This is a genomic window from Streptomyces sp. DT190, from assembly GCF_049846985.1.
In the GTDB taxonomy this organism is placed as follows: Bacteria; Actinomycetota; Actinomycetes; order Streptomycetales; family Streptomycetaceae; genus Streptomyces.
This window is the reverse complement of sequence record NZ_JBNCNM010000005.1, coordinates 83,531-103,854: the sequence shown is the minus strand read 5'-3', so window position 1 is coordinate 103,854 and position 20,324 is coordinate 83,531. Positions and strand designations below refer to the sequence as shown.

The following is a 20,324-nucleotide window of genomic DNA, read 5'->3' as shown; positions in this document are numbered from 1 at the left end:
GCCACCCCGGGAGCCGCGCGATGAGAGTCCTGCTGATCGGAGCCAACGGCTACATCGGGCGCTTCGTCGCCGACCGCCTGCTCGCCGACCCGGCCGTCCAGCTCACCGCCCTCGGCCGGGGCGACGACGCCGACGTCCGCTTCGACCTCGCGTCCGGCAGCCCCGGTGCCCTCACCCGCTTCCTCGACGCGGTCCACCCGGGCGTCGTCGTCAACTGCGCGGGCGCCACCCGCGGCGGGGCCCGCGAACTCACCCGCCACAACACCGTCGCCGTGGCCACCGTCTGCGAGGCCCTGCGCCGCAGCGGCTGCGGCGCCCGGCTGGTGCAGATCGGGTGCAGCGCCGAGTACGGCCCCAGCCAGCCCGGCTCCTCCACGGCCGAGGACGCCGTGCCCCGCCCCGGCGGCCCGTACGGCGTCAGCAAACTCGCCGCCACCGAACTCGTCCTCGGCTCCGGCCTGGACGCCGTCGTGCTGCGCGTCTTCTCACCGGCCGGACCCGGCACCCCCGCGGGCTCCCCGCTGGGCCGCCTCGCCGAGGCCATGCGCCGCGCCATGCAGTCCGGCGACGGCGAGCTGAAACTCGGCGGCCTCGGCGCCCAGCGCGACTTCGTCGACGTCCGCGACGTGGCCCGGGCCGTGCACGCCGCCTCGCTCTCCGCCGCGCAGGGCGTCATCAACATCGGCTCCGGCCGCGCCGTGCGGCTGCGCGACGCCGCCGCCGTCCTCGCCCGCGTCGCCGGGTACGGCGGTGCCCTCCACGAGCTCGACGGCCCGCCCGGCGCCCTGCGCTCGGCCATCGGGCACCCCCGGCCCGACCCCGACCACGCGCCCCCGGTCGCGTACCCGTACCCGGACGGCTGCGGCAGCTGGCAGCAGGCCGATGTGCGCACCGCGCGCGACCGGCTCGGCTGGCGCCCCCGGATCGGGCTCGAAGAGTCCCTCGCCGACATCTGGATGGAGGCGGCATGCCGCATCTGACCAGTACACGGCCCCGCTCGTCGAGCACGGAACTCCGCCCCGGCCTGGGCGTCCCCGGCTTCGCCCACCCCCTGCTCGCCCCCACCGAGTGGGGCGAACTCACCCGCCCCGGCACCCCGCTGCACTGGGTGGTCCTGAACGTGGCCGACGGCCCCGGCAGCCGCCCCGACCCGCACTGCCTGGAGGCGGCCGGACGCCTGCGCAGCGCGGGCGTCCGCGTCCTCGGCCGCCTCGACACCCGGTACGGATTCCGGGCCTTCGGCGAACTGATCTCGGACGCCCACCGGTTCGCCGACTGGTACCAGGTCGACGGCTACCTCCTGGACCGCTGCCCGGCCGACCGCGCCGAACTGCCCGAGGTCCGCCGCACCGTCGCCACCCTGCGCGTGATCCGTGACGATCCCCACATCGTCCTCGGGCACGGCACCTACCCGCACCCCGGCTACGCCGAGCACGCCGACCAGCTGGTCACCTTCTCCGGCCCCTGGAGCGACTACCGCTGGTCGCAGGTGGCCGAGTGGACCGCCGCCCACCCGCCCGAGCGTTTCTGCCATTTCGTCCACAGCGTGCCCCACCCCCATCTGGAGGAGGCCCTGCGCATCGCACGCTGGCAGGGCGCGGGGACGGTCTGGTTCACCGACCGCACGGACCGCGGCGGACGGGCCGACCCCTGGGAGGCCATGCCCGGCTACTGGGACGAGTTTGTCTCGCGGATCGGAACAGGTGTCTCGGAATGAAAAAGCGCATGGCAGTGTTACGGGGAGAACAACCGTAGTGATTGACCGACCAACGGAGTCCCCGTGTCGTTGCCACCCCTGGTCGAGCCGGCTGCCGAGCTCACCGTAGACGAGGTTCGCAGGTACTCCCGCCACCTGATCATCCCGGACGTCGGGATGGACGGGCAGAAGCGGCTGAAGAACGCCAAGGTGCTGTGTGTGGGCGCCGGCGGCCTGGGCTCGCCGGCGTTGATGTACCTGGCCGCCGCGGGCGTCGGCACCCTCGGCATCGTGGAGTTCGACGAGGTCGACGAGTCGAACCTGCAGCGCCAGATCATCCACAGCCAGGCCGACATCGGCCGTTCCAAGGCCGAGTCCGCGCGCGACAGCGTCAAGGGCATCAACCCGTACGTGAACGTGGTCCTGCACGAAGAGCGGCTCGAGGCCGACAACGTGATGGACATCTTCAGCCAGTACGACCTGATCGTCGACGGCACGGACAACTTCGCGACCCGCTACCTGGTCAACGACGCCTGCGTGCTGCTGAACAAGCCGTACGTGTGGGGTTCCATCTACCGCTTCGACGGCCAGGCCTCCGTCTTCTGGTCCGAGCACGGCCCCTGCTACCGCTGCCTGTACCCGGAGCCCCCGCCCCCCGGCATGGTCCCCTCCTGCGCCGAGGGCGGCGTGCTGGGCGTGCTGTGCGCGTCCATCGGCTCCATCCAGGTCAACGAGGCCATCAAGCTCCTCGCGGGCATCGGTGAGCCGCTGGTCGGCCGCCTGATGATCTACGACGCCCTGGAGATGCAGTACCGCCAGGTCAAGGTCCGCAAGGACCCGGACTGCGCGGTCTGCGGCGAGAACCCGACCGTCACCGAGCTCATCGACTACGAGGCCTTCTGCGGCGTCGTGTCCGAGGAGGCCCAGGCGGCGGCCGCCGACTCCACGATCACTCCCAAGCAGCTCAAGGAGTGGATCGACGACGGCGAGAGCATCGACATCATCGACGTCCGCGAGCCGAACGAGTACGAGATCGTCTCCATCCCGGGCGCCCGGCTCATCCCGAAGAACGAGTTCCTCATGGGCACCGCCCTGGAGAGCCTCCCGCAGGACAAGAAGATCGTCCTGCACTGCAAGACGGGTGTCCGCAGTGCGGAAGTCCTCGCGGTGCTGAAGTCCGCGGGCTTCTCGGACGCGGTCCACGTCGGCGGCGGCGTGATCGGCTGGGTCAACCAGATCGAGCCGAGCAAGCCGGTGTACTGAGCCGTATCCGGCCCACCTCGTCGAGCGGCGGGGGCTTCGCGCACCACGGGTGCCCGGAGCCCCCGCCGTCGTCATGAGCAGACCTTGCCGTCCTTCGGGACCGAGCCGTCCAGCAGATACGCGTTCACCGTGGAGTCGACGCAGTCGCTGCCGCTGCCGTACGCGCCGTGTCCCTCGCCCCGCCAGGTGAGCAGCACTCCGACACCCTTGCCCAGCTCGTCGGCCATCCTCCGGGCGCCCTCGTAGGGAGTGGCGGGGTCGCCGGTGTTGCCCACCACCAGGACCGGCGGGGCGCCCGGGGCGCTCACCTTTGGGGTGTCGTGCTGTCCGGGCACCGGCCAGTCGTGGCACCAGCCGGCCGTGTCCCAGCCGAGGAACGTCCCGAAGACCGGGGAGATCCTCTCGAACTCCGGCAGCAGCCTCTTCGTCTCGGCCACGGTCGGCCGCTGCCGGTCGTCCAGGCACGATATGACCCGCTGGGCGTGCGTGGTCGTGCCGTAGCGGCCCGAGGGGTCGCGTTCGTTGTAGCCGTCGGCGAGGGCCAGCAGCTCCGAGCCGTCGCCGCGCTCGGCCGCCTCCAGGGCGCTGGTGAGCGTCGGCCAGCTGTCCTTGCTGTACAGCGGCAGGACGATGCCCGTGACCGCGAGCGTCTGGGTGAGCTTGCGCCCGGGTGTGCCGGTCGGCAGGGGACGGGCGTCGAGCCGCCCCAGCAGGGCCGAGATCTTCCGCGAGCCCGCCTTCGGGTCCTGGCCCGTGGACTTCAGGTAGCCGTCCAGGGCGCGCTGGAAGCCCCTGGCCTGGTTCTGGGCGTGGCCGACGGTGTCGGCGCCGGGGTCGACGACCGCGTCCAGCGTCATCCGCCCGACCTTCTTCGGGAACAGGTGGGCGTAGGTGCCGCCCAGCTCCGTGCCGTAGGAGATGCCGAAGTAGTTCATCCTGTCGTCGCCGAGGGCGCGGCGGATGCGGTCCATGTCGCGGGCCGAGTCGGCGGTCGAGACGTGCGCCATCAACTCGCCGGCGTCCTTCCGGCAGCCCTGGCCGAAGTCGGCCGCGTCCGCGAGGTACGCCCTCTCCTCGGCGGCTGTGTCCGGGGTGACGTCCACCGACTCGGCCGCCTGGATCTCCTTGTCGCCGCGGCAGCGCACCCCCTCGCTGGCGCCCACCCCGCGCGGATCCCAGCTGACCAGGTCGTACCGCTCGCGCAGCTGCGCGACGGTCGGCGCGTACGACGGCATCATGGACACGCCCGAGGCGCCCGGGCCGCCGAAGTTGAACAGCAGGGAGCCGGCACGGTCGTCACCGCGGGCCTTGGCGCGGATCAGTCCCAGCCCGATCGTCCCGCCGTCCGGTTTCGACCAGTCCAGTGGCACCTTGAGCGTGGCGCACTGCCATTCGCTGCTCGGCGCGGGGGCGTCGGCGGTGGCCTTGCAACGGCCCCAGGACAGCTCGCCCTTGCCGTCGTCGGAAGCACCGCCGCACCCGGACGCCAGCAGAGTCGAGGCGGCCGCCAGAGCGGTCCACCGCAGGAAACGCGACATGGGCCCATCCCCCCTCACGAGCCGTCCGCGCCGTGCCGCGGATGGCGTTCGGGCCATGGTAGGCAGATCCCCGCGCCGACCGTTCCGTCCTGTGGATAACCTTTTGACCTGCGGTTTCATCAGGCCCTGTGCCCCACCCGGGGCGTGGTGGGGTCTCAGGTGCAGACGGTCCCCGCCCGCGGCACCTTTCCGTCCAGCAGGTAGCCGTGCACCGCGTCCTGCACGCACTTGTTCTTGCTGTCGTAGGCGCCGTGCCCCTGCCCCTTGTACGTCAGCTCGACGCCGACCCCCTTGCCCAGCGCCTCCACCATGGCCCGCGCTCCCTCGTAGGGCGTGGCGGGGTCGCCGGTGTTGCCGATGACCAGGATCGGCGGGGCACCCGGCGCGCTCACGTCCGGGTGGTCGGCGGCGCCCGGCACGGCCCAGTCGGTGCAGCCGATCATGCCCCAGGCCAGGTAGTCGCCGAACAGGGGGGACGCCGCCCGGAACTCGGGCAGTTTCCGCTCCACGTAGGCGGTGTCGTAGCGCGCCTTGCTGTCGGCGCAGCTGATGGCGGTGTGGGCGGCGGCCGAGTTGTCGTACTCGCCGTTCTCGCTGCGCCCGTTCATCGAGTCGGACAGCAGCATGAGGGTGCTGCCGTCGCCCTCGTAGGCCTGCTGCAGACCTTCGGTGAGGTACTCCCAGAAGTCCTGCGAGTACAGGGCCTGCACGATGCCGTTGGTCGCCGCGGTCTGGGTCAGTTCCCTGGGGAAGACGCCCGGGATCGGCTTGCGGTCGAGGTCCTTCAGCAGCTTGGCGATGCGGTCCTTCACGTCCTGTGCGCTGTCGCCGACGGGGCATTCCTCGGTCTTCGACACGCAGTCCTCGGCGAAGTTGTCCAGTGCGAGCTGGAAGCCCTCGGCCTGCCCCAGCGAGCCCTGTTCGGCGTTCTGCGAGGGGTCGACGACGGCGTCGAACACGGCGCGGCCGACCCGCCGGGGGAACAGGTGGGCGTAGACGCCGCCGAGCTCGGTGCCGTAGGAGAAGCCGAAGTAGTGCAATTTGTCGTCGCCGAGCACCTGGCGCATGAGGTCGAGGTCGCGGGCGGCGTCGGTGGTGCGCACGTTCGGCAGCATCCTCTCGGAGTTCTTCTCGCAGGCGTCGTTGAACTCCTTGGTGTTGTCCAGCAGCCGCGTGCGCTCCACGGTGTCGTCGGGAGTCGCGTCCTGCTGGAAGTACGCGTCGAGCTGCTGGTCGTTCCCGCAGATCACGGGCTTGCTGCGGCCGACGCCGCGTGGGTCGAAGCTGACCAGGTCGTAGCGGGTGCGCAGCGTCCCGTAGCCCTCCGCGAAGGCGGGCAGCGACTTGACGCCCGAGCCGCCGGGGCCGCCGAAGTTGAAGACGAGCGAGCCGATGCGCTCGCTCGCGGTGCCGGTGGTCCTGACCCGGATCAGCGCGAGACCTATCGTGTCGCCCTCGGGCTCGTCCCAGTCGAGCGGCGCCTTCATCGTGGCGCACTGCCACTCGCCGTCGTCCGGCAGCGGGGACGGCGAGGCCCCTCCGCCCTGCGCCTCGTCCGGGGCCGGGCAGGTCTTCCACTCCAGCTCCTGCCGAGTGAGGTCCTGCTCCTCGGTGTCGTCACCGCCGCAGCCCGCCAGCACAGTGGACAGCAGCACGGCGGTGGCGGTCAGGGCGGCGGCGCGCAGCCGGGGGAGGGTTGGCATGGTTCCATCCTGCGGCGGCCCGCAGCGGGGCGCGCGGGACGCGTGCCGTACGAGGTAGGAGGGACCAGTGGGTCGCGGAAGCGGCAGCGGCGGCCCTCGCGGGCGCCCCTCACAGGCGTCCTGCCCAGGTCAGGGGCGGACGCCGTCAGAGGGCCTGCTTGCGGGTCAGGTGGTTGAAAGCGAGCCAGCCCGGCAGCACCGGCAGCCACAGGGTCAGCAGCCGGAACAGCAGGACCGCCGGTGCCGCGACCTCCTTCGGCAGCCCGACGGCGATCAGGCCGACCGTCAGAGTCGCCTCGACCGCGCCGACGCCGCCCGGGGTCGGCGCCGCGGACCCCAGGGCGTTGCCCGCGAGGAAGACGACGGCGACGCTGGCGAGGCTGATCGAGGTCGACTCGTCGCCGAACGCGCGGATCGAGGCGTCCAGGCACATCACGAAGCAGGCGGTCAGCAGCAGCATGCCGCCGATGCCCGTGACCAGCTTCTGCGGCCGCTGGAGGACGTCCAGCATGCGCGGCACGACACCCGCGAACAGCGACCGCACGCGCGTGACGACGAATTTCCGCAGGAACGGCACCGAGGTCACCACGAGCACCAGCACCGCCACGGTCAGCAGACCGGCGATGACCGTCCGGGACGGCGACAGCGACGGGGTCTTCTCGGTGCCGGTGAGATAGCCGAAGGACAGCAGCATCAGGATGTGGCAGCCGAGCCCGAACAGCTGCGAGGCGCCGACACTCGCCACCGCCAGACCCGGTCGCACCCCCGCGCGCTGCAGGAAGCGCGTGTTCAGCGCCACTCCGCCCACGGCCGCCGGGGCGACGATCTTCACGAACGAACCGGCGACCTGCGCCGCCACCGTCCGCAGGAACGGCACCCGCTCGGGCACGAACCCGAGCAGGGCCATCGCCGCCGCGAAGTAGCTGGCCATCGAGAACAGCACGGCCGCGGCGACCCAGCCCCACTCGGCGTGGGCGATCAGCGGCCCGAACTCGATGTGCGTGAGCTGCGTCAGCAGGAAGTAGGCGCCGATCGCGCCTGCGATGAAACTGATCAGCGTGCGCGGCCGCACCCGCTCCAGCCGGGCCGGCTCGACCGGTGCCTGGGGCCTGATGCGCAGCACCTCGTGGCGGATCTGCGTCAGCAGGTCCTCCTCGCGCGCCTCCTCCAGGGCCTCGTCGATCGCGCGCTTCTCGGCCCGCTGCTCCGCCCGCACGGCCTTCTTGTCGGGCTTCTCCAGGACGGGCACGGCTGCCTCGTCCGCGTCCTCCTCCAGGCGTGTCTGCTTGGCCTGCTGGGAGGCCTCCAGGACCGCCTCGCGCTCGCGCTGGGCCCGCTCCCGGGCCAGTCTGCGCAGCGTCGCGCGCGTGGAGCGGCTGAGCGCGATGGGCTGGAGCATCGGCAGGCAGTCCGCCACGGCGTCCGGGCCGAGCACGCCCACGGCCGAGGCGACCGCCCGCTCGCCGCCGACCCGCAGCCCCAGGGTCACCAGCAACTGGGAGATGTCCATCCGCAGCAGCAGGTCGCCGGCCGCGATCTCGCCGACGCGCAGGTCGGTGAGGATCACCTTGCCGGAACGATCCACCAGGATGGCGTCGCCCACCAGCCTGCGGTGCGCGATACGCCGGGACTGCAGCGCCTTCACCTGGTGCCAGGTGTCGCGCAGCAGGTCGTCGGTGATCTCCTCGTCCGGCAGGGAGTCCAGGGTGCGGCCGCCGCTGTGCTCGTAGACGAGCATCACCGCGTCGGGGCCGAGCTCGGAGGTGGCGATCAGCTTGGGCGCGTTGGCGCCGGCCGCGATCGCCGCGTACGCCAGCAGCGCCTCCTGCTCCAGAGCCTGGCGCAGCGACTGCAGGCTGCTGCGGGTGGCGAAGCCGCGCAGGGTGAGGTTGCGCCAGGCGCGGTAGAAGAAGCCCTGGGCCTGCTGCTCCCGGTCGACCACCGTCACGTCCAGCGGCGGGCCGTCCTCCAGGGTCACGAAGTAGCGCCGGCCGCGGTCGCCGGTGTCCGGGTTGTCCGAGTGGTCCTCGCGGGACGCGCTGACCGGACGGAAGCCGACGGTCCGCAGGCCCGCCATCAGGGTCTGCCCGGTGGGCCGGACGTTGGGCGAACCGACCGCGTACAGGGTGCCGTAGGCGACGGTCCAGCCGATCAGGACGGTCAGGATGATCGAGAACGGGGTCGTGTACCCGGTGACGAGCATCGAGAAGGCGTCGAGGAGCAGCACGACCCAGAGCACCGCGCGCCATCGCGGTCTGCGGGACATGCCGACGGCCGTCATGTAGGCGATGACCGGCGCCAGATAGCCGTGCACGGGGTCGGTGAGCGCGTGGATGTCACCGGGGGAGGGCTGGGTGAGCGCCTCCTGGATCGAGTCCGGGGCGGCCCGGGCGACCCACAGGTCTGTGGCGAGGGTCACGCCGTGCGCCAGGACGGCGGCGAGGACGCCGTCGGCGATCCGGAGCCCGTCCCGCTTGATCAGCCGCTCGATCGCGAAGGCGACCGGCACCAGCAGGATCGCGATGCTGGAGGCCAGTCCCGCGATCTTGATGAGCAGGTCGGGCGCCTGCCCGGTGCCCTTGTTGATGTCCTGTTCGAGGCCCGAGGTGGTGCCGTGCGCGAAGGCGGCGATCCCGATCAGCAGCGCCACGGCGAGCACGCCCACCAGCAGCCGCATCAGGTCCGACGGGCGGTGCACGCGCGCGGGGAGCAGCGGTTCGTCGCCCTCCACCTCGTCGATGTGCGCGAAGTCGGGCTCCTCGGCGGGCGTCCGCGCCTTCCTGCCCGGCCCCTTGCCGGTGCCGTCGCCGGTGCCCGGCCCCTTGCCGGTGCTGTCACCGGTGCCCGGTCCCTTCACGGTGGTGTCCTCGGCGCCCGGGCCCTTGACGGTGCTGTCCTCGCTGTCCGGCCCCTGCACGGTGCCGTCCTCGGTGCCCGGCCCCTGCACGGTGCCGTCCTCGGCGCCCTTCCTCGGCCGCTTTCCGACGTCGGCATCGGTGTCCGGGCGCGACGACGCGTCAGAGGTGCCCTCCGTGTCCTCGGGGTGCGCACCCTGCTGCTTCATCGTCTCTTCTTGGTCTCGTATCACCGGTCACCGCCCGCACGATGGTGGCATGCCACACCGACACACGGGGGCATCAGGGTGCACATGCGGGGGCGGACAGTCTGCCCGACGCGCTGGCGCGGGGCGAAGGAAACGCTCGGGAGCGCGCGCGTCCCGTTGTCGGTGGGGTGGGGCAGGATGGGGCGGATGAGCGAGGAGAGCCTTCCACAGGACACCCGTCCGCAGGATGCCCGCGCGGGGCGAGACGGCGCCCCCGACGAGCCCGGGGAAGCCCTGCCCGCCTACGCCGAGCGGGTTCTCGACGTCGCCGACCTGATCCCGCCGGGCCGCGTCATGACCTACGGGGACGTGGCCGAGTGGCTGGAGGAGGGCGGTCCGCGCCAGGTGGGCCGGGTGATGGCCCTCTACGGGGGAGCCGCCCCGTGGTGGCGTGTCGTGCGCGCGGACGGCGTCCTGCTCCCGGGGCACGAACAGCGGGCGCTCGGCCACTACCGCGAGGAGGGCACGCCCCTGAAGGAGGCGAGCCGGGCCGCCGAGGGCCACCTGCCGCGCATCGACATGAGGCGGGCGCGGTGGGACGGCGGCGAACGCGCGGAGGGTCACACCTGACAGCTTCCGGCATCGCCCGCCCTCCCGTGTGGCCCGTGATCCGGACGAGGGAATCGGGGCACACCGCGGGCATGACGTACGTTCGAGAGACGAGGGACATGTGCGCCGGGAGCGGCGCGAGTGACCGGCGGGAAGAAGGGGAAGCCCTGCTTCCGCCTCACTCGTCGGCGTAGCGTCGGCCGCACGCGTCCCCGTCACCCCGCGGTCACCGCCCGCCACGCGCGCGGCGGTCCGCACACCGAGTACATCCACCAGGACCGGCGAACCACGTGAGCACCTCTTCCTCCACCAGCGGCCTGTCGCACCCCCGGGTACGGCGGGGGAACCGTGGCGCTTACCGACTGGTACGTACCCCTCCCACACGGGTGGACCCCCCTCTTTTGGACGCCTCGCAGCGCTCCGTGGTTGACCACACGGCCGGCCCGCTGCTCGTCCTCGCAGGCCCGGGCACCGGCAAGACCACCACGCTCGTCGAGTCCGTGGCCCAGCGGATCGCCCGGGGCGGCGACCCCGAGCGCGTCCTGGTGCTGACGTTCAGCCGCAGGGCCGCCGTCGAGCTGCGCGACCGCATGGCCCTGCGGGCCGGGACCGCCCGCGCGCCCCAGGCGACCACGTTCCACTCGTTCTGCTACGCCCTGGTCCGCGCCCACCAGGACAGCGACCTGTTCGTGGAGCCGTTGCGGCTGCTGTCCGGACCCGAGCAGGACGTCGCCGTACGGGAGCTGCTGGCGGGCCAGGTGGACCTGGAGCGGCTCGGGCTGGCGCACGTGCGCTGGCCGGACGAGCTGCGCGCCTGCCTGACCACCCGCGGTTTCGCCGACGAGGTCCGCGCAGTCCTCGCCCGCAGCCGCGAACTGGGCCTCGGGCCCGACGCCCTGGACGCCTTCGCGCGCCGCACGGGCCGCCCCGACTGGCGCGCGGCGGCCTCCTTCCTCGCCGAGTACCTCGACGTGCTCGACCTGCAAGGCGTGATCGACTACGCCGAACTCGTCCACCGCGCGGTGCTCCTCGCCCACCGCCCCGAGGTCGCCGCGTGGCTCGCCGACCGGTACGACGCCGTCTACGTCGACGAGTACCAGGACACCGATCCCGCCCAGGTCCGGCTGCTGAGCGCGCTGGCCGGCGGCGGCCGCACGCTGGTCGCCTTCGGTGACCCCGACCAGTCGATCTACGCGTTCCGCGGGGCCGACGTGAACGGCATCCTGGACTTCCCGCACGCCTTCCCGCGCGCGGACGGCCGCCCTGCCCCGGTCGCGGTGCTGCGCACGTCCCGCCGCTCCGGAGCCGCCCTGCTGGCCGCGACCCGGCTGCTGACCCAGCGCATGCCGCTGACCCGTCTGCCCGCCGAGAAGGTACGCGCCCACCGCGAACTCGCCCCCGTCCGGGACGGCGGCCGCGTCGAGGCGTACACGTACCCGACCTCCGGCACGGAGCTGGACAACGTCGCCGACATCCTGCGCAGGGCCCACCTGGAGGACGGCGTCCCGTGGAACGAGATGGCCGTCCTGGTGCGCGCCGGTTCCCGCACCATCCCGACGGTCCGCCGTGCCCTGACGGCGGCGGGCGTGCCCGTGGACGTCGACGGCGACGACGTGCCGCTGCGCCACGAACCCGCGGTGGCACCGCTGCTGACGGCGCTGCGGGCGGTGGCGGCGGCGGAGGCGGGGTCTTCCGGGGCTGCCGGGGTCGTGGTGGGGGAGGGAGGCCTCGGGCCCGAATCCGAGGTCACCGCTGACGGCGGTGCCACTGGTGACGCCGGTGACGCCGGTGCCGGTCAGCCCGGCAGCCGCTGGCTCGACACCGAGACGGCCCTCACCCTCCTCACCTCACCCCTGGCCGGTATGGACGCCGCCGACCTGCGCCGCCTCGGCCGTGCCCTGCGCGACGAGGAGCGGGCCGCGGGCAACCCGCTGCCGCCGCCCTCCGACGTACTGCTGGCGCAGGCGCTCGCCGAGCCCGAGCGGCTCGCCGTGCACGACCCCACCTACGCGCGGGGCGCCCAGCGCCTCGGCGCGCTGCTGCGCAAGGCCCGGGAGCGACTGGCCGGCGGCGGTACGGCCGAGGAGGCGCTGTGGGACCTGTGGGAGGGCACGCCGTGGCCCGGGCGCCTGGAGCGGGCCGCCCGGCGAGGTGGTGCGGCCGGGCGCAACGCGGACCGGGACCTGGACGCCGTGTGCGCGCTGTTCGCCACGGCGGCCCGCGCCGAGGAGCGCACCGGCGGCCGGGGCGCGCTGAACTTCCTGGAGGAGATCGACGCCGAGGACATCGCCGCCGACACGCTCACGCGGCGTGCCGTACGCCCCGACGCCGTGCGTCTGATGACCGCCCACCGCTCCAAGGGCCTGGAATGGCGCCTCGTGGTCGTCGCGGGTGTCCAGGAGGGCCTGTGGCCGGACCTGCGCCGCCGCGGCTCCCTCCTGGAGGCCGACCGCATCGGCCGCGACGGCCTCGCCGAGCCCCTCACCCCCGGCGCGCTGCTCGCCGAGGAGCGGCGCCTGTTCTACGTGGCCGCCACCCGCGCGCGGGAACGGCTCGTCGTCACCGCGGTCAAGGCCCCCGCGGACGACGGCGACCAGCCCTCCCGCTTCCTCACCGAACTCGGCGTGGAGCCCAAGGACGTCACCGGACGGCCGCGCCGGCCGCTGTCCGTCGCCGCTCTGGTGGCCGAACTGCGCGCCACCACGGTCGACCCGCGGGTCTCCGACGCCCTGCGGGAAGCCGCCGCCCGGCGCCTGGCCCGGCTCGCCGCCCTCGCCGACGAGGACGGCCGCCCCCTGGTGCCGTCCGCCCACCCCTACCGCTGGTGGGGCATGTTCGAGCCGACCGAGTCCAAGGTGCCGCTGCGCAACCGCGACCAGCCGGTCGTGCTCTCCGGCAGCGCCCTGGACCAGCTGGCCAACACCTGCGCGCTGCAGTGGTTCCTGGGCCGCGAGGTGAAGGCCGACGCCCCGGCGACCGCCGCACAGGGCTTCGGCAACGTGGTGCACGTCCTCGCCGACGAGGTCGCCTCCGGGCACACCCCGGCCGACCTCTCCGTCCTCATGGAGCGCCTCGACTCCGTGTGGAACGCCCTCGCCTTCGACGCGCCCTGGAAGTCGGAGCAGGAGAAGGCCAACGCGCGCGTGGCGCTCGAACGGTTCCTCCAGTGGCACGTCATGGACCGCGCGGGGCGCACCCCGGTGGCCAGCGAGCACGACTTCGACGTCACCCTGGAGGCGGGCGACTACGAGGTGCGCATCCGCGGCCAGATGGACCGCGTGGAGGCGGACGGCGACGGCCGCGCCTACGTCGTCGACTTCAAGACCGGCAAGCAGGCCCCCACCTCCAAGGAGGTGGAGCGGCACCCGCAGCTCGCCGTCTACCAGCTCGCCGTCCGGGAGGGCGCCGTCGACGAGGTCTTCGACGGGGTGCGGCCCGAGCCGGGCGGCGCCGAACTGGTGCACCTGCGGCAGGGCGCCGCCCAGCGCGACGGCGGCGAGACCGTGCCCAAGGTGCAGGCCCAGGAGCCGCTGCAGGGGGAGTGGGTCGGCGACCTGCTGGCCACGGCCGCGGGCAAGGTCCTCGACGAGCGGTTCACGCCGACCGCCGGGCAGCACTGCACCCACTGCGCGTTCCGGGCCTCGTGCAGCGCGCGGCAGGAGGGCCGGCACGTCGTGGAGTGAGCGCGCACCACGGACGCGGAGGCGGGAGCAGGGCCGCCGGCGGTGACGGGGCCGCCGGCGGTGACGGGGCGGGGGGTCGGAGAGTGACTCATCGCACCACCTGAGCTGACCTGCGGTTCTTTGATCCCGAGCGGTCGATCCGGCCGCTGATGTCAGTGCCCGCCGCTAGCCTCTGCGATGTGCCAGCCCGACTCACCGACCCCGAACAGCTCAAAGAGCTCCTCGGCATCCCCTTCACCCCGGAGCAGATCGCCTGCATCACCGCGCCGCCCGCCCCCCAGGTGATCGTGGCCGGAGCGGGCTCGGGCAAGACGACGGTGATGGCGGCACGCGTGGTGTGGCTGGTCGGCACCGGGCAGGTCGCCCCCGAGCAGGTGCTCGGCCTCACCTTCACCAACAAGGCCGCCGCCGAACTCGCCGAGCGCGTCCGCAAGGCCCTGATCAAGGCCGGTGTCACCGACCCGGACATCATCGACCCGGACAACCCGCCGGGCGAGCCGGTGATCTCCACGTACCACGCCTTCGCCGGCCGCCTGCTGACCGACCACGGTCTGCGCATCGGCCTGGAGCCCACGTCCCGGCTGCTCGCCGACGCCACCCGCTTCCAGCTCGCCGCGCGCGTGCTGCGCGAGTCACCCGGGCCGTACCCGGCGCTCACCCGCTCCTTCCCGGACCTCGTCGGCGACCTCCTCGCCCTGGACGCCGAGCTCGCCGAGCACCTCGTGCGCCCGGAGGCGCTGCGCGCGTACGACGCCGAGCTGCTGCTGACGCTGCGCGGCGCCAAGCTCACCAACGCCGACCTGCGCAAGGTGCCCGAGGCGGCGGCCGCACGCCGCGAGCTGGCCGGGCTGGTGAACCGCTACCGGGCCGCCAAGCGCGAGCGGGACCTGCTCGACTTCGGCGACCAGATCGCCCTGTCCGCCCGGCTCGCGAAGATCCCCGAGGTGGGCCGCGCCCTGCGCGACGAGTTCCGGGTCGTCCTCCTCGACGAGTACCAGGACACCTCGGTCGCCCAACGCGTCCTGCTGGCGGGCCTGTTCGGCGAGGGCACCGGCCACCCCGTCACCGCCGTCGGCGATCCCTGCCAGGCGATCTACGGCTGGCGCGGCGCCTCCGTCGCCAACCTCGACGACTTCCCCGAGCACTTCGCCCGCGCCGACGGCCGCCCGGCCACCCGGCAGGCGCTCAGCGAGAACCGCCGCAGCGGCGGGCGCCTCCTGGACCTCGCCAACGGCCTCGCCGAGCCCCTGCGCGTCCTGCACGCGGGCGTGGAGGCGCTCCGCCCGGCCCCCGGCGCCGAACGCGACGGCATGGTCCGCTGCGCCCTGCTGCCCACCCACGCCGAGGAGATCGACTGGGCCGCCGACTCCGTCGCCCACCTGGTCCGGACCGGGACGGCACCCGGCGAGATCGCCGTGCTGTGCCGCACGGCGACCGACTTCGCCGAGATCCAGGGCGCCCTGGTCGCCCGGGACATCCCGGTCGAGGTCGTCGGCCTCTCCGGACTGCTGCACCTGCCGGAGATCGCCGACCTCGTCGCCGTCTGCGAGGTCCTCCAGGACCCCGGCGCCAACGCCTCCCTGGTGCGCCTGCTGACCGGGCCGCGCTGGCGCATCGGCCCGCGCGACCTCGCCCTGCTGGGTCGGCGCGCCCGGCTGCTGGTGTCCCACGCGCGCGTGGAGGGCGACGACGACCCCGACCGGCGCCTCGCCGAGGCCGTCGAGGGGGTCGACCCCTCCGAGGTGATCTCGCTGGCGGACGCGCTCGACACGTTCCTGGAGACGCCCCTGGACGGCCACGGGGACGACGACGGACTGCCCTTCTCGCCCGACGCGCGTGTGCGCTTCGCCCGGCTCGCCACCGAGCTGCGCGAACTGCGCCGCTCCCTGGCCGACCCGCTGATGGACGTCCTGCACCGGGTGCTCGCCGTCACCGGGCTGGAGGTCGAGCTGTCGGCGTCCCCGCACGCCCTGGCCGCCCGCCGCCGCGAGACCCTGTCGAACTTCCTGGACGTCGCCGCCTCCTTCGCCGCCGGCGACAACGAGGCCACCCTGCTCGCCTTCCTCGGCTTCCTGCGCACCGCCGCCCAGTACGAAAAGGGCCTCGACAACGCCCTGCCCGGCGGCGAAAACACCGTCAAGGTGCTCACCGCCCACAAGTCCAAGGGCCTGGAGTGGGACGTCGTGGTCGTCCCCGGCCTGGTCACCGGCACCTTCCCCAGCAGCCAGGGCCGCGAGAAGTGGACCTCTCAGGGCAAGGTCCTGCCGCACGCGCTGCGCGGTGACGCCGACACCCTGCCCGACGTGCCCTCCTGGGACGCCCGGGGCCTGAAGGCCTTCCACGAGGCCATGAAGGACCACCAGCTCACCGAGGAGCTGCGCCTCGGGTATGTCACCTTCACCCGTCCCCGCTCCCTGCTCCTGGGGTCGGGCCACTGGTGGGGCCCGACCCAGAAGAAGCGCCGCGGACCCTCCCCCTTCCTCCAGGCGCTCTACGAGCACTGCGAGGCCGGGTACGGCGAGATCGAGGCCTGGGCGGACGAGCCCGCCGAGGACGAGGAGAACCCGGCCCTGCACCGGGCCACCGCCGACCAGGTCTGGCCCCTGCCCCTGGACGAGACGGCCCTGGCCCGCCGCCGCGCCGCCGCCGAGACCGTCCTGGCGCACCTGGAGGACCTCGCCTTCCACGAGGACGCCCACCCCGCCGCCGTGCACGACCCCGACGCCCTCGACGACCCGGAGTGGCCCCCGCCCCCCGAGGACGACGAGCCCCCGTACGACGCACCGGATCCCTTCGACGTATCCGATCCCTTCGATGTATCGGATCCCTTGGGCGCACCGGATCCTTTCGATGCACCGGACCCCTTCGACGGGGAGTCCGTCGAGAGGGAGTCCTCCGACGCGGACGCCTTCGCCGGGGACCCGTTCGCCGAGACCCCCTTGGACGAGGTCCTCGGCGAGCCGCCGGCCGGCGCGGATCCCCGCCCCGCGAACCGCCGCCTCGCGAACCGCCGCCCCACCGTCCCCCACCAGGCGGCCCCACCGCAGCCCCCGCACCCGGGCGGCCACCCCCGCCTCACGCCCGAGGAGGCCCGCACCGTCGCCTCCTGGGACCGCGACCTCGACGCCCTCGCCGGCGAGCTGCTGCGCGCCCGCGACAGCGTCACCGAAGTGCCGCTCCCCGCGTCGCTCACGGCCTCCCAGCTGATGCACTTGGCCGCCGACCCGGACGGGTTCGCCCGGGAACTGGCCCGTCCCATGCCACGACCGCCCCAGCCCGCCGCACGCCGCGGCACCCGCTTCCACGCCTGGGTCGAGACACGCTTCGAAGAACTCACCCTGCCGCTGCTGGAACCGGAGGAGCTGCCCGGAAGCGACGCCGAGATCGCCGACGAGCGGGATCTCGAGGCGCTCAAGGAGGCCTTCGAGCGCACCGAGTACGCACGCCGCACGCCCTACCGGGTGGAGGCCCCCTTCCAGCTGGCGATCGCCGGCCGGGTCGTCCGGGGCCGGATCGACGCCGTCTACAAGGAGGGGGAGGGGCAGGACGCGACGTACGAGATCGTCGACTGGAAGACCAGCCGCTCCCGCACGGCCGACCCGCTGCAACTGGCCGTCTACCGCCTCGCCTGGGCCGAGCAGCAGGGCGTGCCCCCCGAGCGGGTCACGGCGGCGTTCCTCTACGTGCGCGGCGGAGAGGTCGTCCGCCCCCGGCACCTGCCGGGCCGGGCCGCGCTGGAGCGGCTGCTGCTGGACGAGCCCTCGGGAGGGGCGTTCGGTGAGGAACCGCACTCCGAGGACCTCCCCGGGGGCCGATAGGCTCGTGACCATGAGCCAGACCCCGGACAGCGTCGTCCGTACGTACATCCAGCAGCACCGCGCCGCCTTCCTCGACGACCTCGCCGAGTGGCTGCGCATCCCGTCGGTGTCGGCCCAGCCCGACCACGCGCCCGACGTACGACGCAGCGCCGACTGGCTCGCCGCCAAGCTGACGCAGACCGGCTTCCCGACGGCCGAGGTCTGGCAGACCCCCGGCGCGCCCGCCGTCTTCGCCGAATGGCCCTGCGACGATCCGCAGGCGCCCACCGTGCTGGTCTACGGCCACCACGACGTGCAGCCCGCCGCCCGGGAGGACGGCTGGGACAGCGAGCCCTTCGAGCCCGAGGTCCGCGGAAACCGTCTCTACGCGCGCGGGGCGGCCGACGACAAGGGCCAGGTCTTCTTCCACACCCTCGGGGTCCGCGCCCACCTCGCCGCCACCGGCCGCACCGCCCCGGCCGTGCACCTGAAGCTGCTGGTCGAGGGCGAGGAGGAGTCCGGCTCGCCGCACTTCCGGGCCCTGGTCGAGCAGCACGCGGAGCGGCTCGCCGCCGACGCCGTGATCGTCTCCGACACCGGCATGTGGTCCGAGGACACCCCCACGGTCTGTACGGGCATGCGCGGCCTCGCCGAGTGCGAGATACGGCTGCACGGCCCCGACCAGGACATCCACTCCGGCTCCTTCGGCGGCGCGGTGCCCAACCCCGCGACGGCCGCCGCCCGCCTGGTCGCCGCACTGCACGACGAGCACGCGCGCGTGGCGATCCCCGGCTTCTACGACGGTGTCGTCGAACTGACCGAGCGCGAGCGCGCCCTCTTCGCCGAGCTGCCCTTCGACGAGCGGCAGTGGCTGCGCACGGCCAGGTCGCACGCCACCGAGGGCGAGGCCGGCTACACCACCCTGGAGCGCGTCTGGGCCCGCCCGACCGCCGAGGTCAACGGCATCGGCGGTGGTTACCAGGGCCCCGGCAGCAAGACCATCGTCCCGGCCTCCGCCCAGGTGAAGCTCTCCTTCCGGCTGGTGGCGGGCCAGGACCCCGGCCACGTCGAGAAGGCCGTCCGGGCCTGGGCCGAACAGCAGGTGCCCGCCGGGATCCGCTGCGAGATCACGTTCAGTGGCGCCACGCGCCCGTGCCTGACGCCGCTGGACCACCCGGCGCTGCAGTCGGTCGTCCGCGCGATGGGCCGGGCCTTCGGCAAGCCCGTGCGCTTCACCCGCGAGGGCGGCTCCGGACCGGCGGCCGATCTCCAGGACGTCCTCGGCGCCCCCGTGCTCTTCCTCGGCATCTCCGTGCCTTCCGACGGCTGGCACGCGCCGAACGAGAAAGTCGAACTCGACCTGCTCCTCAAGGGCGTCGAGACCACCGCGTACCTGTGGGGTGACCTCGCCGAGCACTGGCGTCACGCGCCCTGACCGCCGACTGCCGACCGCCGACCGCCGTCCGGACCGGCCACGCGCGCGGGGCACACTGGAAGAATCGCCCCGCACCGCACGAGCCCGCCCGAACCGGTCGCCTCCCGCCGTATGTCCCGCTGAACAGCCGCCGAACCCAACCGTTCCACCGGGGGAGTTGGAAGCACCCGTGACCACCTGGACCGACCACAACGCCGACCGACCCATCTCGCTCACCGCCCCGAGCGGCATCGACCGGGCCGCGCACCACCGGCTCGACGAGGCCTGGCTCGCGGCGGCGTGGAGCCACCCCTCCACGCGCTGTTTCGTGGTCTCCGGCGGGCAGGTCCTCATCGACGAGACGGCGGACGGGCGCACCGAACTCGTCATGATCCCGTCCTTCGAGGCGCCACTCACCGAGGCACACCGCTACTTCCTCGGCATCGACGAGGACGGCGTCAGCTACTTCGCCCTGCAGAAGGACGCGCTGCCCGGGCGGATGGACCAGTCCGCGCGCCCGGCCGGCCTGCGCGAGGCGGGCCTGCTGCTGTCGGCCCGCGACATCGGCCTGATGGTGCACGCGGTCGGCCTGGAGAACTGGCAGCGCACGCACCGCTTCTGCTCGCGCTGCGGCGAGCGGACCGTGATCGCAGCGGCCGGCCACATCCGCCGCTGCCCGGCCTGTGGCGCCGAGCACTACCCGCGCACCGACCCGGCCGTGATCATGGCCGTGACCGACGAGGACGACCGGCTGCTGCTCGGCCGCCAGGTCCACTGGCCCGAGGGCCGCTTCTCGACACTCGCCGGATTCGTCGAGCCCGGCGAGTCCATCGAGCAGTCGGTGCGCCGCGAGGTCCACGAGGAGGCCGGCATCACCGTCGGCCAGGTGGAGTACGTCGCCAGCCAGCCCTGGCCGTTCCCGTCCAGCCTGATGCTGGGCTTCCTGGCCCGCGCCACCACGACCGAGATCAACGTGGACGGTGACGAGATCCACGAGGCCCGCTGGTTCTCCCGCGACGAACTGCGCGCCGCCTTCGAGTCCGGTGAGGTGCTGCCGCCCTACGGCATCTCCATCGCCGCCCGCCTGATCGAGCTCTGGTACGGCAAGCCGCTCCCGACGCGAACCGTCGCCTGACGCAGCCCGGCCGTCCCGGCCGGTCCGGGGCACACGAGAAGGCGGTCCCCGAGCGCGCTCGCCCGGGGACCGCCTTCGCCGCGCCGGCGCGGGACTACGCGCCGATCTTCTGCTTCACCTGAGCCAGCGACGGGTTGGTGAGGGTGGAACCGTCCGGGAACAGAACGGTGGGCACCGTCTGGTTGCCGCCGTTCGCCTTCTCCACGAACGCGGCGGACTCCGGGTCCTGCTCGATGTTGATCTCGTCGTACGCGATGCCCTCGCGGTCCATCTGGCTCTTCAGCCGGCGGCAGTAGCCGCACCACGTGGTGCTGTACATCGTCACAGTGCCCGGCATGTCTCTCGTGCTCCTTCGGTGGCTCGGGGACGGGTTCGCAGTCGGTGAAACGCCGGTGAAACGTCCACCATTCCCGGGTCCCCGGCCCTGCCGGACGTGACGCCTG

12 protein-coding genes are annotated in these 20,324 nt (G+C 73.3%); 8 read left to right on the top strand and 4 right to left on the bottom strand.

Annotated features, from left to right (window positions below; all coding sequences use genetic code 11):
* The first annotated feature begins 20 nt into the window (after positions 1-20).
* The 3 genes from ACPXCS_RS11855 (at position 21) to moeZ (ending at position 2,959) form a co-directional block, all read left to right on the top strand.
* Positions 21-980 (top strand): NAD-dependent epimerase/dehydratase family protein, encoded by a 960-nt coding sequence (locus tag ACPXCS_RS11855; RefSeq protein WP_307177379.1) that lies wholly within the window; start codon positions 21-23, stop codon positions 978-980.
* Positions 968-1,717 (top strand): spherulation-specific family 4 protein, encoded by a 750-nt coding sequence (locus ACPXCS_RS11850; protein ID WP_425946501.1) that lies wholly within the window; start codon positions 968-970, stop codon positions 1,715-1,717. The genes ACPXCS_RS11855 and ACPXCS_RS11850 overlap by 13 nt, the downstream gene beginning before the upstream one ends.
* Positions 1,718-1,780: 63 nt before the next feature.
* Entirely contained in the window at positions 1,781-2,959 is a 1,179-nt protein-coding gene (gene moeZ / locus ACPXCS_RS11845) for an adenylyltransferase/sulfurtransferase MoeZ (RefSeq protein ID WP_333936861.1), read from the top strand.
* 71 nt (positions 2,960-3,030) lie between these two features.
* On the opposite strand, the gene ACPXCS_RS11840 is transcribed toward moeZ, so the two are convergent.
* The 3 genes from ACPXCS_RS11840 to ACPXCS_RS11830 all read right to left on the bottom strand — a co-directional run bounded on the left by ACPXCS_RS11840 (position 3,031) and on the right by ACPXCS_RS11830 (position 9,264).
* Positions 3,031-4,497: an alpha/beta hydrolase gene (locus ACPXCS_RS11840; protein ID WP_425946500.1), complete on the bottom strand. Its 1,467-nt coding sequence runs from the start codon at positions 4,495-4,497 to the stop codon at positions 3,031-3,033.
* 155 nt (positions 4,498-4,652) lie between these two features.
* Positions 4,653-6,200 carry an alpha/beta hydrolase gene (locus ACPXCS_RS11835; protein WP_425946499.1) on the bottom strand — a complete coding sequence of 516 codons (1,548 nt, stop codon included), beginning with the start codon at positions 6,198-6,200 and terminating at the stop codon, positions 4,653-4,655.
* 145 nt (positions 6,201-6,345) lie between these two features.
* Positions 6,346-9,264, bottom strand: coding sequence for a lysylphosphatidylglycerol synthase domain-containing protein (locus ACPXCS_RS11830; protein ID WP_425946498.1), 2,919 nt, complete (start codon positions 9,262-9,264; stop codon positions 6,346-6,348).
* 186 nt (positions 9,265-9,450) lie between these two features.
* Between ACPXCS_RS11830 and ACPXCS_RS11825 the strand changes: the two genes are divergently transcribed.
* From ACPXCS_RS11825 to nudC, 5 genes are all read left to right on the top strand, one after another.
* Positions 9,451-9,873, top strand: coding sequence for an MGMT family protein (locus ACPXCS_RS11825; protein WP_425946497.1), 423 nt, complete (start codon positions 9,451-9,453; stop codon positions 9,871-9,873).
* A 269-nt stretch (positions 9,874-10,142) separates the two neighbouring features.
* Complete coding sequence (locus ACPXCS_RS11820) at positions 10,143-13,535, top strand: ATP-dependent helicase (protein ID WP_425946496.1); 3,393 nt, start codon at positions 10,143-10,145, stop codon at positions 13,533-13,535.
* Positions 13,536-13,714: 179 nt separating this feature from the next.
* Positions 13,715-17,353, top strand: a complete 3,639-nt coding sequence (locus ACPXCS_RS11815) for a UvrD-helicase domain-containing protein (RefSeq protein ID WP_425946495.1) — start codon at positions 13,715-13,717, stop codon at positions 17,351-17,353.
* 10 nt (positions 17,354-17,363) lie between these two features.
* Complete coding sequence (locus ACPXCS_RS11810; protein WP_425946494.1) at positions 17,364-18,767, top strand: dipeptidase; 1,404 nt, start codon at positions 17,364-17,366, stop codon at positions 18,765-18,767.
* Between the two features lie 169 nt (positions 18,768-18,936).
* Positions 18,937-19,881 carry an NAD(+) diphosphatase gene (gene nudC / locus ACPXCS_RS11805; protein WP_425946493.1) on the top strand — a complete coding sequence of 315 codons (945 nt, stop codon included), beginning with the start codon at positions 18,937-18,939 and terminating at the stop codon, positions 19,879-19,881.
* A 94-nt stretch (positions 19,882-19,975) separates the two neighbouring features.
* Here nudC and ACPXCS_RS11800 read toward each other — a convergent pair whose 3' ends face one another.
* The gene (locus ACPXCS_RS11800) at positions 19,976-20,218 is read right to left on the bottom strand and encodes a mycoredoxin (RefSeq protein ID WP_333936850.1); all 243 of its coding nucleotides are present in this window, start codon (positions 20,216-20,218) and stop codon (positions 19,976-19,978) included.
* Positions 20,219-20,324 lie beyond the last annotated feature (106 nt).